Source organism: Actinosynnema sp. ALI-1.44, assembly GCF_001984155.1.
GTDB lineage: Bacteria > Actinomycetota > Actinomycetes > Mycobacteriales > Pseudonocardiaceae > Kibdelosporangium.
In genome coordinates this window covers 1-14,588 of record NZ_MTQO01000039.1, presented here as the reverse complement: position 1 = coordinate 14,588, position 14,588 = coordinate 1, and the positions used below count along the sequence as shown (strand labels likewise).

At 68.9% G+C, this 14,588-nt stretch carries 13 protein-coding genes; 9 read left to right on the top strand and 4 right to left on the bottom strand.

The window, feature by feature from the left end; genetic code table 11:
• Positions 1 to 30: 30 nt before the first annotated feature.
• Entirely contained in the window at positions 31 to 2,205 is a 2,175-nt protein-coding gene (locus ALI144C_RS12940; RefSeq protein ID WP_083752987.1) for a putative bifunctional diguanylate cyclase/phosphodiesterase, read from the bottom strand.
• A 328-nt stretch (positions 2,206 to 2,533) separates the two neighbouring features.
• Positions 2,534 to 3,376, bottom strand: a complete 843-nt coding sequence (locus tag ALI144C_RS12935; protein WP_076987340.1) for a DegV family protein — start codon at positions 3,374 to 3,376, stop codon at positions 2,534 to 2,536.
• Between the two features lie 270 nt (positions 3,377 to 3,646).
• Between ALI144C_RS12935 and ALI144C_RS12930 the strand changes: the two genes are divergently transcribed.
• The 8 genes from ALI144C_RS12930 to mnmA all read left to right on the top strand — a co-directional run bounded on the left by ALI144C_RS12930 (position 3,647) and on the right by mnmA (position 11,931).
• On the top strand, positions 3,647 to 4,432 hold the full coding sequence (locus tag ALI144C_RS12930) for an electron transfer flavoprotein subunit beta/FixA family protein (protein WP_076987339.1): 786 nt from the start codon (positions 3,647 to 3,649) through the stop codon (positions 4,430 to 4,432).
• A gap of 29 nt (positions 4,433 to 4,461) precedes the next feature.
• Positions 4,462 to 5,421 (top strand): electron transfer flavoprotein subunit alpha/FixB family protein, encoded by a 960-nt coding sequence (locus ALI144C_RS12925; protein ID WP_076987338.1) that lies wholly within the window; start codon positions 4,462 to 4,464, stop codon positions 5,419 to 5,421.
• Between the two features lie 196 nt (positions 5,422 to 5,617).
• Positions 5,618 to 6,400, top strand: coding sequence for a GNAT family N-acetyltransferase (locus tag ALI144C_RS12920; protein WP_076987337.1), 783 nt, complete (start codon positions 5,618 to 5,620; stop codon positions 6,398 to 6,400).
• The gene (locus tag ALI144C_RS12915; protein WP_083752986.1) at positions 6,397 to 7,263 is read left to right on the top strand and encodes a lysophospholipid acyltransferase family protein; all 867 of its coding nucleotides are present in this window, start codon (positions 6,397 to 6,399) and stop codon (positions 7,261 to 7,263) included. The genes ALI144C_RS12920 and ALI144C_RS12915 overlap by 4 nt, the downstream gene beginning before the upstream one ends.
• Positions 7,264 to 7,379: 116 nt before the next feature.
• The gene (locus ALI144C_RS12910) at positions 7,380 to 8,753 is read left to right on the top strand and encodes an MFS transporter (protein ID WP_076987335.1); all 1,374 of its coding nucleotides are present in this window, start codon (positions 7,380 to 7,382) and stop codon (positions 8,751 to 8,753) included.
• Between the two features lie 134 nt (positions 8,754 to 8,887).
• Positions 8,888 to 9,613 carry a hypothetical protein gene (locus ALI144C_RS12905; RefSeq protein ID WP_237774117.1) on the top strand — a complete coding sequence of 242 codons (726 nt, stop codon included), beginning with the start codon at positions 8,888 to 8,890 and terminating at the stop codon, positions 9,611 to 9,613.
• A gap of 66 nt (positions 9,614 to 9,679) precedes the next feature.
• Positions 9,680 to 10,852 (top strand): cysteine desulfurase family protein, encoded by a 1,173-nt coding sequence (locus ALI144C_RS12900; protein WP_076987334.1) that lies wholly within the window; start codon positions 9,680 to 9,682, stop codon positions 10,850 to 10,852.
• Between the two features lie 2 nt (positions 10,853 to 10,854).
• Positions 10,855 to 11,931, top strand: a complete 1,077-nt coding sequence (gene mnmA / locus ALI144C_RS12895; protein WP_076987333.1) for a tRNA 2-thiouridine(34) synthase MnmA — start codon at positions 10,855 to 10,857, stop codon at positions 11,929 to 11,931.
• Here the strand turns inward: mnmA and ALI144C_RS12890 are convergent.
• Both ALI144C_RS12890 and ALI144C_RS12885 read right to left on the bottom strand, forming a co-directional pair.
• Entirely contained in the window at positions 11,915 to 12,379 is a 465-nt protein-coding gene (locus ALI144C_RS12890) for a winged helix-turn-helix domain-containing protein (protein WP_076987332.1), read from the bottom strand. The genes mnmA and ALI144C_RS12890 overlap by 17 nt on opposite strands.
• A 56-nt stretch (positions 12,380 to 12,435) precedes the next feature.
• A complete protein-coding gene (locus tag ALI144C_RS12885) occupies positions 12,436 to 13,389 on the bottom strand; it encodes a quinone oxidoreductase family protein (protein WP_076987331.1) in 954 nt (317 codons plus the stop codon).
• Between the two features lie 222 nt (positions 13,390 to 13,611).
• On the opposite strand from ALI144C_RS12885, the gene ALI144C_RS12880 reads away from it, so the two are divergent.
• Entirely contained in the window at positions 13,612 to 13,929 is a 318-nt protein-coding gene (locus ALI144C_RS12880; RefSeq protein WP_076987513.1) for a hypothetical protein, read from the top strand.
• Positions 13,930 to 14,588: the final 659 nt, after the last annotated feature.

Below are 14,588 nucleotides of genomic sequence, written 5' to 3'. Positions count from 1 at the left end.
CGCGCAGGAGTGTGACGCATGACATCGGCGCTACGCCGGCCGCGGGGCGTCGCGGTCGAAGTCGTGCAGGTCGACCGGGCCGGGCTCGAAGTACCGGCCAAGGCCGAGGTCGACGCCAGCCGAGCGCCACCACTCGGCCTCGTCCGCGGTCTCGATGTCGTCGACGACCACGGTCGCCCCGGCCAGCTTGACGACGTCGATCAGGTCCGTCAGCGTCCGGCCGACCAGGGCGGACGTGCCGGCACGCCGCCTGCGCACGAGCCGGGACGCGATCCGGACGGACGTCGCCGGCAGGTCCTCGAGGCAGCCGATGTCGCCCGCCGCGCTGCCGAACTCGTGGATCTCGGTCGCGATGCCGTTCGCGGCCAACATGCGGAAGTTGTCCACCGCCTCGCCGCGGTCGGCGATCAGCACCGCCACCGGCATGCCGACCCGCAGCAGCGACGGGTCCAGCCCGGCGCGGGACAGGCGCATCAGCACCGCGCCGACCAGGTCGGGGTCACAGGCCTGGTTGGCTGTCAGCGACACCGCCAGCGGCAGCGTGGTGCCGTACTCGCCGTTCCACCAGTGCACCTGTTTGCTCGCGTCCTCGAGCATGTCGTCGCGCAGCGGCACGACCAGGCCGGTCTGCTCGGCCAGTTCGAGGCACAGCGAGTGCGAGATGGTCTCGGGTTCGTGGTCGGCGTTCTCGTGGTCCCAGCGCAGTCGCGCCTCGAACCCGACGGTCCGGTTGCCCAGCAGTTGGACGAGCGGGCGGCAGACGACCTTGATGTCGCCCATCTCCAGCGCGCCGGGCATCTGCGCGGCGAGGCTGAACCACGAGCGGTCCCTGGTGTCCTCGTCCGGGTCGAACAGGCCCCACTGGCGCCTGCCGTTGGCCTTCGCGCGGCGCAGCGTCATGTCCGCGGTCCGCAGCAGCTCGGTCACGTCCGCGTCCGCGTTCGGCTTGTGCACGACGCCGATGCTCGCCGACGCGGCGACACCGAGGCCGTCGAAGTAGATCGGCTCGGCCAGCTCCTCGTTGATGGACGCGATCGTGCTGATCACGTCCGGCGTCGTGTCGGTGTTCTGCACGATGATCGCGAACTCGTCGCCGTCGAACCGGGCCACCATCGCGTTCTCGCCCGCCACCACGGCCTTCAGCCGCTGGGCGACGTTCATCAGCACCCGGTCGCCGACCGCGCGGCCGAGCCCGTCGGTGATCAACGAGAACGCGTCGAGGTCGATGTGGTACAGGGTCGCGCCGAACTTCGGATCCGCTTGCCGCAGCACGCTTTCCAGCCTGGTGGAGAAGTACTGCCGGTTCGGCAGCCCGGTCAGCACGTCGTGCAGCGACTGGTGGCTGAGCTGGCCCTGCAGCAGCGACATCTCCGTGTGGTCGTCCACCGTGACCAGCAGGTGGGTCGGGTCGGTGCCGCCGTCGCGCAGCACCGAGATCGACATGCCCGCGCGCACCGCCTCGCCGTCCGGGCGGAGCAGCTTGCGCTGCTGGTGCAGCCGCTCGGCCCAGCCGTCGGCCAGATCGCGGCACGCGGCCTTCAGGAACGGCGCCTCGTCCGCGTCGACCAGGTCGAACAGCGTCTCGTCGGTGAAGTCCGCGCGGTCGAGCATGGTCTGCAGCGACTGGTTGACGCGCAGGATCCGGCCGTCGAGGTCGGTGAGCACGATGCCGCTCGGCGAGGCCGTGAAGACGGCGTCGAACCGGGCCTCGGTCGCGCGCATCCTGCGCTGCGCGTCCGCCCCGGCGCGGACCAGCGCCTCCTTGATGTCCTCCTGCTGGCCGAAGATGAACTGGCGGGCCGCTTCGAGGTAGTCCGACGAGATCACGCCGAGCAGCGCGACCGCGCGCTCCGCGCGCTTGTCGTCGATCCGGTACAGCTCGGGCTCGGTCAGCAGGGCTTTGCCGAGCACGTCAATGGTTCTACGCAAGCTGGTCGGACCGGTGCAGCGCATGTCGACCAACCGGGTCCCCACGCCGGCCACGTGGTCGGCGTTGAACGGCTCGCCGGTCGCCGCGTCGAACACGATGTCGACGAGCTCGTGCATCGCCTGGTCGACTTCCTGTTGGGAATACGGCAGATACGTGCTCGAGCTGAGCAGGTACGCCCACTTGCGCGCCACCTTGACGCGCGCCCTGGCGTGGTCGGCCTGCGTGCGGGCGTGGCCGATGGGCGTGCGCGAGCTGTCGTGGAGCGGTGAGGTCATTTCCTCTGCCCAGTGGGTAGCCGGGATTCTGTCTGCCGGGATTCCAGGAATGCGGAGCAAGTCCGTGGCGAGAGCGTACCGACTGTTGCGCTTGATCGGCCACGTGCCAATCGGCTTCGCTCGATCGGGTGAACAGGAATCCGGATTCACGCCGTCCGGGTGTCCCGGCGTCGGGGCTGATCACGGCGCCGAGCAGGCGAGATCCTTCTGTTGGGTAGGAACCACGAGATGACGCCATCGGGCGGTCGGCCCGCCGGACCTGGGCCGCACGGGCCAACGCGGCCCTGCCCGGTCGTCACTGCGCGTCATCTGAAAAACCGCTGACGGGCTATTCAGCTCGCGACACCGTGATGCCGACAGCGCCCGGCCCCACGTGGACGCCGATCGACGACGACACCTCGGTGATGACGGCGTCGCGCACGTGGTTGAGCCGTGGCTTGAGCTCCTCGAGGATCGTGCTCGCGCGGCCCATGTTGCCGAAGTGCTCGACGGCGATGTCGACCATGCCCTCGCCCGCGCGGGCCACGGCCGTCTCGACCATCTTGCGCAGCGCCCGGTCCGAGCCGAAGCCCTTGTCCTGCGGCGCGATCTGGCCCTCCTGGACGGTGAGCACGGGCTTGAGCGACAACGCGTTGCCGACCAGCGCGGCGGCCGCGCCGATCTTGCCGCCCCGGCGCAGGTAGTCGAGGGTGTCCACGTAGATCAGCTCGGAGCTGGCGCGGCAGCGCTTGACCGCGGCGTCGATGACCCGGCGGGGGTTGCCGCCCGCGCCCGCGACCCGTGCCGCGGCGAGCACCGCGTAGCCGAGGCTCATGCCACACGTGGCGGAGTCCACGATGTGGACGGGGATTCTCATCTGACCGGCGGCCCGGCTGGCCGCCTTGCAGGTCTCGGAGAGTCTGGACGACACGTGCACGGACACGATCGCGTCCGCGTTCTGCGCCACCTGCTGGTAGAGCCGGTAGAACGTGCCCGGGTCCGGCGGTGCTGTGGTCACCGGCGTCCGGTTGCGCATGGCGGAGATCAGGTGGTCGGTGGGCACGTGGTGCTCATCGGCGACCTGCTCGCCGATCCTGATCTGGATCTGTGCGACGGACACGCCCCACTGCCTGGCGAGATCCGCCGGAAGGCAGGCGGTGGAGTCGGTGACTACAGCTACGCGGCCGTGCATAGGAAGGCAGATTAATCGTTATCACCCGGATGGACGCAAACGACGTTGATCCATTTGGCCTGGCCAACTGAATGAAGTGCACGTCAGGCACCCGCGTGAGTACCGTCACGCCGGACATACCGGGCCAAGATGCTACCGGCCGGTAACATAGCCGACGTGGTGCAGGCCACCGCGCCCGTCCGGGGTCGGCGTGGGATCGTCTACCCACACGAGAAGCAAGGCCTCGAGAAAACAGCAGACGTGTAGTAGCCGGGAGGTCGAAGAAGACCCATGCCAAACATCGTTGTCCTGGTCAAGCAGGTGCCCGACACCTACTCGGAGCGCAAGCTCGCGAGCGCTGACCACACTTTGGACCGTGCGTCGGCGGACGCCGTGCTCGACGAGATCAACGAGCGCGCCGTGGAAGAGGCCCTGCAGATCAAAGAGGCGCAGGGCGGCGAGGTGACGGTGCTGACCGTCGGGCCCGAGCGGGCCACCGACGCGATCCGCAAGGCCCTCTCGATGGGCGCCGACAAGGCCGTGCACGTCAGCGACGAGTCGCTGCACGGTGCCGACATCATCCAGACCGCGAAGGTGCTCGCCAAGGCGATCGGCACGGTCGAGGGATACGACCTGGTCATCGCGGGCAACGAGTCGACCGACGGTGTCGGCGGCGCGATCCCCGCGATGCTCGCCGAACTGCTCGGCCTTCCCCAGTTGACCCACGCCCGCAAGGTCGAGATCGACGGCGGCAGCGTGAAGGTGGAGCGGGAGACCGACACCGGCCGGACCTTCCTCGAAGCGAGCCTGCCCGCGGTGATCAGCGTCGGTGAGAAGATCAACGACCCGCGCTACCCGTCCTTCAAGGGCATCATGGCCGCCAAGAAGAAGCCGGTCACCACGCTGACGATCGCCGACCTCGGCATCGACGCGGGCGAGGTCGGCCTGGCCAACGCGGCCACGACCGTGCTCGAGTCGTCGCCGAAGCCGCCGCGCGCGGCCGGTCAGCAGATCACCGACGAGGGCGACGGCGGCAGCAAGATCGCCGAGTACCTCGTCTCGCAGAAGCTCATCTGACAGCGCCTGAAACGAGGAGGAAACCAGTCATGGCAGAGGTTCTGGTCCTCGTCGACGAACTCGACGGCGAGGTCAAGAAGGTCACATACGAGCTGCTCACGCTGGCGCGCAGGCTCGGCGAGCCGTCGGCCGTCGTGGTCGGCGCGCCCGGCAGCGCGGGCAAGGTCAAGGACGCGCTCGCCTCGTACGGCGCGGCCAAGGTCTACGTGGCGGAGTCCGACGACGCCGCCGGCTACCTGGTGACGCCCAAGGTCGACGTGCTCGCTTCCCTTGTGGAGCAGGCGTCCCCGGCGGCGGTGCTGGTACCGGCGACCGCCGAGGGCAAGGAGGTGTCGGGTCGCCTGGCGATCCGGATCGGCTCCGGTCTGCTCTACGACGCGGTCGACGTGGACGCCGACGGCACCACCACGCACTCGGTCTTCGGTGGCGCGTACACCGCGAAGGCCAAGGCCGCCAAGGGTGTCCCGGTCATCTCGGTGCGTGCGGGCAGCGTGGAGCCGGAGCAGGCCGACGGTGCGGCAGCCGAGTCGGCTGTCGACGTGCCCGCGGTGGACGCGGCCAAGGTCACCAGGATCACCGGCACCGAGCCGGTCGTCGGCGGTGACCGCCCGGAGCTCACCGAGGCGTCCGTCGTCGTGTCCGGTGGCCGCGGTGTGGCCAGTGCGGAGAACTTCTCCGTCGTGGAAGCCCTCGCGGACGCCTTGGGCGGCGCTGTGGGCGCCTCTCGTGCCGCGGTCGACTCCGGCTACTACCCGCACCAGTTCCAGGTCGGGCAGACCGGCAAGACCGTTTCGCCGCAGCTGTACATCGCGCTCGGAATCTCCGGCGCGATCCAGCACCGCGCCGGAATGCAGACATCGAAGACGATCATCGCGGTCAACAAGGACGGTGAGGCGCCGATCTTCGAAATCGCCGACTTCGGCGTCGTCGGCGACCTTTTCCAGGTCGCGCCCCAGTTGACCGAAGAGGTCGGCAAGCGCAAGGGCTGATCAAGATCACCCCAGCTCAGGCCCCGGTGTGACACTGTCACGCCGGGGCTGTTCTATTCCCCGACCTCGCCGTAAGTGATCTTCCTGACGGTGTCGTCCTATGGAGTGACCCCATCTCAGGGTATTCACCTATTTTCCACTGACGAGTCAGAAAGTCAGCTTGTCGAAGGTCATCTATCGCGAGTAGAACGATTCCATGACTCAGGCGCAGGTGCTCGTCAGTACCGCACAGTCCGGATCCGACCTGCCGGAGGACGCACCTCGTTACTCACTGCTGCTCGCCCGCGACTCCGAAGAGGTCGTCGCAGCTCAGCGGCTTCGCTACCAGGTGTTCGCCGAGGAGATGGGCGCGAACCTCAAGTCCGCGGACACCGGGCTCGACATCGACGAGTTCGACGAGCACTGCGACCACCTCGTGGTGCGTGAGGACCGAACGGGCGAGATCGTCAGCACCTACCGCTTCCTGCCGCCGGACCGGGTGGCCGCGGCGGGCAGGCTGTACTCGGAGACCGAGTTCGACCTCGGCGGGGTCCGGGAGCTGCTGCCGGGCGTCGTGGAGACCGGGCGGTCCTGTGTGCACCCGGATCACCGGTCGGGCTCCGTCGTCAGCCTGATGTGGGCGGGCATCGCCAGATACATGCTGCTCACGGGCCGCACCATGCTCGCGGGCTGCGCTTCCGTGCCGCTCGCCGACGGCGGGAACCTCGCCGCCGCGGTGTGGAACATGGTCCGCGACAACCACATGTCACCGCCTGAGTACCGCGTCCGCCCGCTGCACCCGTGGCAGCCGGACGGTGTCCGCCCGGCGGCGCGCACCCTGGTTCCGCCGCTGCTCAAGGGTTATCTGCGGCTCGGCGCGTGGGTGTGCGGACCACCCGCGCACGACAGCGACTTCAACGTCGCCGACCTGTTCGTACTGCTGGACATCGCCAAGGTCGACCCGCGGTACGTCAAGTTCTTCCTGGGGGAGCAAGGATGAGGGGACACCTCTGGCAGCCGGAGTCGCCGTGCGGCTCCAGCTGCATGGCCGGCAAGACACCGACCGTCAGCAGGTCACGCCGGGTGTGGCGACTGGCCACCGCGGTCGTGATCCTGCTGACCGGCCCGTTCGTCGCACTGATGATGCCGCTGTTGGCCAAGCGGCGCAGGGAAGGCGCGGTGCGCTGGTGGTTCCGCCGGATCGCGCGGGCGTTCGGCGTGCGGATCGAGGTGCACGGCGCGAAGGTGCTGCAGGAGTACGCGGACGCCGAGCGCGGCGCGCTGGTCGCGTCCAACCACATCTCGTGGCTGGACATCGTGGCGGTCAACGCGGTGCAGCCGATGCGGGCGCAGGCCAAGAAAGAGGTGGCGACCTGGCCGATCATCGGCAAGCTCGCCGGTGCGGCCCGGACGGTCTACCTGGACAGGGAGAACCTGCGTTCGCTGCCGAGCGCGGTGGACGAGTTGATGAAGGCCATGCGCGGCGGCTCGCTGGTGAACGTCTCCCCGGAGGGCACGACGTGGTGCGGTCTGGCCAGCGGCCGGTTCCGGCCCGCGATGTTCCAGGCCGCGATCGACGCGGACGTGCCGGTGATCCCGTTCGTGCTGCGCTACCGGCTGACCAACGGCCACGACACCACGGCACCGGCGTTCATCGGTGACGAGACACTGATCACGTCCCTGCGCCGCACGGCCAGGACCAAAGGCCTGGTGATGGAGGTGCACGTGCTCGACCCGATCGAGCCGAGCAAGGCCGCCAACCGCAAGGAACTCGCCGAGATGACTCAGGCGGCGGTCCGCGACACCCTCAACCGCACGCAGACCCTGCCCGAGTTCGAACACCCCAAACTCGCAGTCGCCTAAGTTTTTGCAACCAATGTGGCCTTCGTTGCGTTTTGCGCAACGAAGGCCACATTGGTTGCCAAGCAGGTTGGCTTGACTTCCAGTGCGCTTGAAGTTGCAGACTCGATTGCGTGACCATGACCGAGGCACCGGCCAGGACATCACTGTGGACGGGCGAGTACCGCGCTGTCTCGATAGGCATGACGCTGCTGGTGACGCTCGTGGCGTTCGAGAACCTCGGCGTGAACACGGCGATGCCGCGGATGGTGGCGGACCTGGACGGCGGCGCGCTGTACTCGTGGCCCTTCACGGTTTTCCTCGTGGCCAGCCTGATCGCGAACGTGCTGGCAGGCAGGCTGTGTGATCGGCGTGGACCGGCGTTCGGCGTCTACACCGGCGTGGTCCTGTTCGCGGTCGGCCTGCTGGTGGCGGGGCTCGCGAACTCGATGTGGCTACTGCTGCTCGGCCGGGCGCTGCAGGGCTTCGGCGGGGGGACGATCTCGGTCGCGATCTACGTGATGATCGCGTACGTCTTCCCGGAACGCTCCCAACCGGCCGCCTTCGGCCTGCTCAGCGCCGCGTGGGTGCTGCCCTCCCTCGTGGGACCCGCGGCAGCGGGGCTGCTCACCGAACACGCGAGTTGGCGCTGGGTCTTCCTCGGGCTCGTCCCGCTGGCCTTCATCGGCGCTCTCCTGCTGCTGCCCGCAGTGCGCAAACTGCCCACGCAGGTGGAGAACAACGGGGCAGTGCGCCGTGGTCTGGTCCTGGCGGCGATCGCCTCGGCACTGGGCATCGCCGCGTTGACGTGGGCGGCGGAACACCCGTCGCTCACGACGTTGCTGCTCGGCGTCCTGGGTGCGGCGATTCTGCTGCCGGCGCTGTTCCGGTTGCTGCCCAAGGGAACGCTGGTGGCCAAACGCGGCCTGCCGGTGACTGTGCTGGCACGCGGTCTGCTGGCGGGTGCGTACACCGCGATGGAGGTGTACGTGACGCTGACGCTGACGTCGGTGCACGGCTATTCGCCGCTGATGGCCGGACTTCCCTTGACTGTGGGCGCATTGGCGTGGTCGGCGGCGGCGCTGCTCCCGGCGCGCAACCCCGATGTCGACCGGCTCGTGTTCGTCCGATGGGGATTCGGCTTCCTGGCCGTCGGCGCACTCGGCATGCTCCTCGTAACACCGACATGGGGCTGGGGCTGGGTGGCGTTCATCGCGTGGATCGTCGCCAGCGCGGGAATGGGCCTGGGTTACTCGAGTCTGAGCGTCCTGACGATGCGCTACTCGCCGCTGCACGAACAAGGCGCCAACGCGGCAGCGCTGCAGGTGTCCGAGCGGGTGTTCAGTGCGGTCCTCGTCGGCTTCGGCGGCGTCCTGCTGGCACTGCTGGCATCCCCGCAACGCCCGACACCGGCGATGGCCGTCCTGGACATCGCGATGGCCGCGGTCGCCATCATCGGCGCCGTGCTCGTCCGACCGGGCCGGGCGGCCAGTCCTGGGGGTCCGGCCGCCTGAACGGACTCACCCCGTGCGGGCACGTCTCCGCTCCGACAAGCGGCCCGTGCGGGGTGACCCAGCTGTAATCGGTTGGGAGGACAACGTGCTCGTTCGCTAATCTCCGCACCGTCACCAACAGGGGGTTCACGAACATGAACAAGACTGTCCTTTGTGCTGCCGTTCTCCTCGTCGGGTTCACGGCGGCGTGCACAGCGGAGAACGGCGCCGCGGGCGGGGGCGGGGGTGGCGCGGCGCCCGCGAAGCCGGAGGTGTTCGGCGTGGCGGGCTACCGCGGCCTCACGCCGGGCATGAGCAAGGACGCGGCGTTGGCGACCGGCAAGCTGGCGACCGCGCCGACCTCCAATTTGGACGGCTGCGCCGACTTCAGCTACGTCGGCGGCCCGGCGCCCGACGCGGCCAGGATGGCGGCGGAGGACGACGCGCAGCGCAAGGCCCGCGAGCTCAACGCCAAGGCCGACGAACTGGACAAGGACACCACCAGGCGCAAGTCCGCCCAGGAGCACGCCGACGCCGCCCAGGTGTACGCCGACGCCGCCGGAGCCAGTGCGACGCTTGCCGAGAAGCGCGAGGCCAGGGACAAGGCGTTCGCCGCGGCAGGCGGGGCGTCGTTCGGCAAGGACGGCCTGCGTGAGCTCGGCGCCCCGGCTGAGGCGAAGACCGCGGAGGGCATCGGGGCGGGCTCGACGGTCGAGGAGCTGAAGAAGGCCTACGAGTCGCGTGGCCTCAAGCTCAGCGAGCACACCGGTCGCTACCAGGTGGAGATCGCCGACAAGGCGGGCTGGCGCTTTGAGTTCACGGCCACGCCGGACAACAAGGTCGGCGCGGTGTCGATCATCAGTTCGGCCAAGTGCACCTGAGCCGTCCGTGGTCGCCGTGGCCGTCGCCTGGGGCGTGACGCTCGTCGCCGAATACACTCTTCGGTGATGACCTATCTAGACCACGCGGCGACCACGCCCATGCTGCCCGAGGCAGCGGCGGCGTTGACAGAGGCATTGTCCATCCGGGGCAACGCTTCGTCGCTGCACACCTCCGGCCGCCGGGCGAGGCGGATCGCCGAGGAGGCCCGCGAGTCGATCGCGGAGACGCTCGGCGCGCGACCGTCCGAGGTCGTCTTCACCGCGGGTGGCACGGAGAGTGACAACCTCGCGGTCAAGGGCATCTACTGGGCCAGGCGCCGGGAAGGCCGCCGTCGCGTGTTGGTGTCCGCGGTCGAGCACCACGCCGTCCTCGACGCGGCCGAGTGGCTGGAGAGCCGCGACGGTGCCGAGCTGACGTGGCTGCCGGTGGACCGCACCGGGCGGGTGGACGTGGACGCGTTCAAGGCCGCACTCGGCGACGATGTGGCGCTGGTCACGGCCATGTGGGCGAACAACGAGGTCGGCACGGTCAACCCGGTCCGTGAGCTGGCCGAGGCGTGCGCGGAGCGTGGCATCCCGTTCCACACCGACGCCGTCCAGGCCGTCGGCACGCTGCCGGTCGATTTCGCCGAGTCGAAGGCCAGCGCGTTGACCATGAGCGGGCACAAGCTCGGCGGCCCGATCGGTATCGGTGCGTTGCTGCTGGGGCGGGACGTGGCGTGCGCGCCGTTGCTGCACGGCGGCGGCCAGGAGCGGGACGTGCGCTCGGGAACCGTTGACGTACCGGCGATCCACGCGTTGGCTGTGGCGATGCGCGAGGTGGCGGCGCGCCGCGACGAGCAGGCCGGGAAGCTCGCCGCGCTCAGGGACGAGCTGGTCGGCGCCGTCCGTGCCGCCGTTCCCGACGCGATCCTCAACGGCGAACCGGGCCTGCCGACCCACGCACACTTCACGTTCCCCGGCTGCGCCGGGGACAGCTTGCTGATGTTGTTGGACGCCAAGGGAATCGAGTGCTCGACCGGCTCGGCCTGCACGGCGGGGGTGGCGCAGCCGAGTCATGTCCTGCTCGCGATGGGCATGGATCCGGCGGCGGCCCGCGGCTCGCTCAGGTTCTCACTGGGGCACACGTCGTCGAAGGCGGACGTCCAGGCCCTGGCACAGGCGATCGGACCGGCCGTGGAACGGGCCCGCAACGCGGGCCTGTCCGGTATGCGCCGATCCGCGACGAAGGAGGCGTGAGCATGCGCGTGCTCGCCGCAATGAGTGGTGGTGTCGATTCAGCTGTGGCCGCGGCGCGAGCGGTGGCCGCCGGGCACGACGTCGTCGGGGTGCACCTCGCCCTGTCGGCGAAACCCGGCACGCTGCGCACCGGCGCGCGTGGCTGCTGCACGATCGAGGACTCGCACGACGCGCGGCGCGCCGCCGACGTGCTCGGCATCCCGTTCTACATCTGGGACTTCGCCGAGCGGTTCACCGAGGACGTGATCGAGGACTTCGTCGAGGAGTACGCGGCGGGCCGCACACCGAACCCGTGCCTGCGCTGCAACGAGCGGATCAAGTTCGAGGCGTTGCTCGACAAGGCGATGGCGCTGGGCTTCGACGCGGTCTGCACGGGCCACTACGCCCGGCTGACCACAGTGGACGGGAAGCCGGAGCTGCGGCGCAGCGCGGACTCCGAGAAGGACCAGTCCTATGTGCTCGCCTCGCTGACCACGGAGCAGTTGCGGCACGCGATGTTCCCGCTCGGCGACTCGACCAAGCCACAGGTCCGCGCGGAGGCGGCGGAGCGCGGGCTGTCGGTGGCCGAGAAGCCGGACAGCCACGACATCTGCTTCATCCCGGACGGCGACACCCAGAAGTTCCTGACGAACAAGCTGGGCGAGCGCCCCGGCATGCTCGTCGACGACGCGACCGGTGCCGTGCTGGGCATGCACACCGGTGTGCACGGTTTCACGGTCGGGCAGCGCAAGGGATTGGGCATCGACGCGCCCGCGGCGGACGGTCGCCCGCGCTATGTGCTGTCGTTGGAGCCGGTGTCCGGAAACGTCCGCGTCGGCACCGCTGAGCGCCTCGAAGTGAGTGAAATCGCTGGTGGGCGCCCTGTGTGGCCTTCTGGCGAAGCACTCGACGGCCCGACCGAGTGCGTGGTGCAGGTCCGTGCGCACGGTGGCACGGCCGCTGCGGTCGCCGAGATGACCGACGGTGAGCTGGTGATCCGGCTCGCTGAGCCGCTGCGGGGTGTCGCGCCCGGTCAGGCTGCCGTGATGTACCAGGGCGACTTGGTGCTGGGCAGCGCGACCATCACACGGACTCGATGACGAACCCGGCGTTGCGGTCGACGAGGTAGCCGACGCCGCGGACAGTGGTGATCGGGTCGAACCCGGGGCCGATCTTGCTGCGGAGCCTGCGGATGTGCACGTCGACCGTGCGGGTGCCGAGGTGGTCGGCGACGCCCCAGACCTGGGCGAGCAGCGTCGAACGCTGGTGGACCCGGCCGGGGTGCAGGCACAGGAACAGCAGCAGGTCGAACTCCAGCCGGGTCAGGTCGATCGGGGTGTCCCGCACGATGACGCGTCGCGCGGCGGGCTCGATCCGCAGTTTCGCCTGCGGCAGGGCACGCTGGCGCGGGACGTGCCCACCGTCGACGACCATCCGGTCGATGGGCAGGTCGACGGCGCTGCGCAGCGAGTTGACCAGCCGCGCGGCCACCGTGGGCGCCTGCTCGGTGTCGACGGTGAGCTGGACGATCACTGTCAGCTGTGCCATGCCTTCATGGGACCGGCACGGCTGCAGGGGTGTCAACGTTTCCCACGTGCTGATACCTACTTGCCGGGGTTGACGACGAGCTTCCCGCTGGTGCGACGGGCGCGGAGGTCCTCGTGCGCCGTGCGGACGTCGGAGAGGGCGTACTCGCCGCCGCTGATCACCTTCAGCTTGCCCGCCTTGACTTCCGCGGCCAGCTCGGCGAAAGCCTGGTGCAGCACAGGGGGATTGCGGAACGCGTGGGCCAGCCAGAATCCGCTGATGGTCGTCGAGTACGACATCAGGGCGGCGGGCGCGACCGGCTTCGGCTCCTCGCGGCTGGCCATGCCGTAGAACGCGAGCCTGCCGAACGGGGCCAGTGCTTTCAGGCTCTCGTCCGTGACACGGCCGCCGGTCATCTCCAGTACGACGTCGACGCGCTTGCCGCCGTTGGCCTCGATGATGGCCTTGTCCAGGTCGGGGGTGGCGGGGTCGATGGCGACGTCCGCGCCGAGGCTGACGGCCAGGTCGCGCTTGTCCTGGGTGCTGGCCGTGGCGATGATCCGCCCGGCGCCCATGGACTTGGCGAGTTGGACGGACAGCGACCCGACACCACCGGCGGCGGCGTGCACCACAATGGACTCGCCGGGCTGGAAGTGCGTGGTCCGCTTGAGCAGGTACCACGCGGTCATCCCCTGGATGAGCAGGGCGACAGCGGAGACGTCGTCGACGCCGTCGGGAACGTCGAACGCCATGTGCTTGTTGATCACTGCCTTCTCGGCATACCCACCGCCGCCGATGATGGCGGCGACCCGCCTGCCGTCGGCGGTGGTCCCGACCACCTCGCCGCCGGGGATCATCGGAAGAGTGGGTGACGCGAGATAGGAGTCCTCGACCTGGTGGGTGTCCGCGTAGTTCACCCCGGCCCGGTCGACCGTGATGAGCAGCTCGTTCTCACCGGGGACGGGGTCAGGAACCTCGGTGACGGTGAGTACCTCGGGGCCACCGAACTCGGTGATCTGTACGGCCCGCATATCGAACGCCTCCTCGCGTCGTGAGACAGAATGAAAGTTTGTCTCAACAGGGCGACGATAACGCCCGCTGCTTTGTTCCGCCTCGACGGGTATTGTGCCCGTGATCACCCGATGGTGCTGTTCATCCACTGTCCAGGGGCTATTGGCTTCCCATCGAGTGGATCGTCGAGTAGACCATGACAGACAGTGGACGGCGACGAGGCGATACCTGGTGGTGGCGAAATGAAGTCGATCAAGCTGATGGCCGGGTACGAACGCAGTCCACTGTGGCTGACGGGAACAGCGGGCGAAGGCAACCTCTCGTTCTACGAGCTGCCCATCTCCGAACCCCTCGCGGCCGACCTCTGGGAGTGGTCGGACAACTTCGAGGACACCCGCGACCACGAAGACCCCACCCGCTCAGGCTTCCCCACACTAGAAGCAGGCCGCCGATTCGCCGAAATGGGAGAAGAGCTGGCCAAACGCCTGGCCACCGAACTCGGCGACGAATACGTCGTAAGCTACTTCGACTACACCACAATGCAGGCCAGGGTCATCTGACCAACCGGCATACACGCAGACCAACCCAGGACAGCACGCACGAGACTGCAACCTGACTCGGTCAATGCGGCCGCAACCGCAGCCCGGCCCAGGTCGGCGCGCAGGCGAACGCGCAGCGCAGGGCAGGCGGCTCGCGCGCAAGCGCAGGGGGTTTGCGGCTTGCGCGCGTGCGCAGGGCAGGCGGCGTGCACGCAGGGCAGGGCAGGCGGCTCGCGTGCGCGCAAGCGCGGGGGTTTGCGGCCGCGCGCTAGCGCAGGGGTGGGCTTCGGGGGTGTCTCCTGCCCGTCGGCCTGGGCGAAGCCAACCACGGGCTGTCAAGAGGTCGGCCTGCCCAAAGAGCCCCAGCGACAGCCATACCGATCCTCTTGATAGTCCGTGGTTCCCTGGGGCAGGTCGACGGGCAGGAGGCGCCCGCGCCTCACAACCCCGGGTCATGAAGGTATGCGCCGGGAGAAACAGGACGCGAAGAACCTCCTGCTTTGAGGTCTGCCACCCGGCGAGGGGCTATCTTTCCCCACAGGATCCCGAGCCTTGACCAGGAGTAAGGCGTGGTCACCAGACCCGCAATGGAGATCCCGGGTCTGAAAAGACGGAAAGACAAAGACGGGGTCCCTCGCCGGGAGCAGACCTCTGAGCAGGAGGTCTTCGCGCCGTGTTCT

Excerpts from the sequence above, each read along its gene's own strand:
- ALI144C_RS12940 (WP_083752987.1), bottom strand. The coding sequence starts at position 2,205 with ATGACCTCACCGCTCCACGACAGCTCGCGCACGCCCATCGGCCACGCC.
- ALI144C_RS12935 (WP_076987340.1), bottom strand. The coding sequence starts at position 3,376 with ATGCACGGCCGCGTAGCTGTAGTCACCGACTCCACCGCCTGCCTTCCG.
- ALI144C_RS12930 (WP_076987339.1), top strand. The coding sequence starts at position 3,647 with ATGCCAAACATCGTTGTCCTGGTCAAGCAGGTGCCCGACACCTACTCG.
- ALI144C_RS12925 (WP_076987338.1), top strand. The coding sequence starts at position 4,462 with ATGGCAGAGGTTCTGGTCCTCGTCGACGAACTCGACGGCGAGGTCAAG.
- ALI144C_RS12920 (WP_076987337.1), top strand. The coding sequence starts at position 5,618 with ATGACTCAGGCGCAGGTGCTCGTCAGTACCGCACAGTCCGGATCCGAC.
- ALI144C_RS12915 (WP_083752986.1), top strand. The coding sequence starts at position 6,397 with ATGAGGGGACACCTCTGGCAGCCGGAGTCGCCGTGCGGCTCCAGCTGC.
- ALI144C_RS12910 (WP_076987335.1), top strand. The coding sequence starts at position 7,380 with ATGACCGAGGCACCGGCCAGGACATCACTGTGGACGGGCGAGTACCGC.
- ALI144C_RS12905 (WP_237774117.1), top strand. The coding sequence starts at position 8,888 with ATGAACAAGACTGTCCTTTGTGCTGCCGTTCTCCTCGTCGGGTTCACG.
- ALI144C_RS12900 (WP_076987334.1), top strand. The coding sequence starts at position 9,680 with ATGACCTATCTAGACCACGCGGCGACCACGCCCATGCTGCCCGAGGCA.
- mnmA (WP_076987333.1), top strand. The coding sequence starts at position 10,855 with ATGCGCGTGCTCGCCGCAATGAGTGGTGGTGTCGATTCAGCTGTGGCC.
- ALI144C_RS12890 (WP_076987332.1), bottom strand. The coding sequence starts at position 12,379 with ATGGCACAGCTGACAGTGATCGTCCAGCTCACCGTCGACACCGAGCAG.
- ALI144C_RS12885 (WP_076987331.1), bottom strand. The coding sequence starts at position 13,389 with ATGCGGGCCGTACAGATCACCGAGTTCGGTGGCCCCGAGGTACTCACC.
- ALI144C_RS12880 (WP_076987513.1), top strand. The coding sequence starts at position 13,612 with ATGAAGTCGATCAAGCTGATGGCCGGGTACGAACGCAGTCCACTGTGG.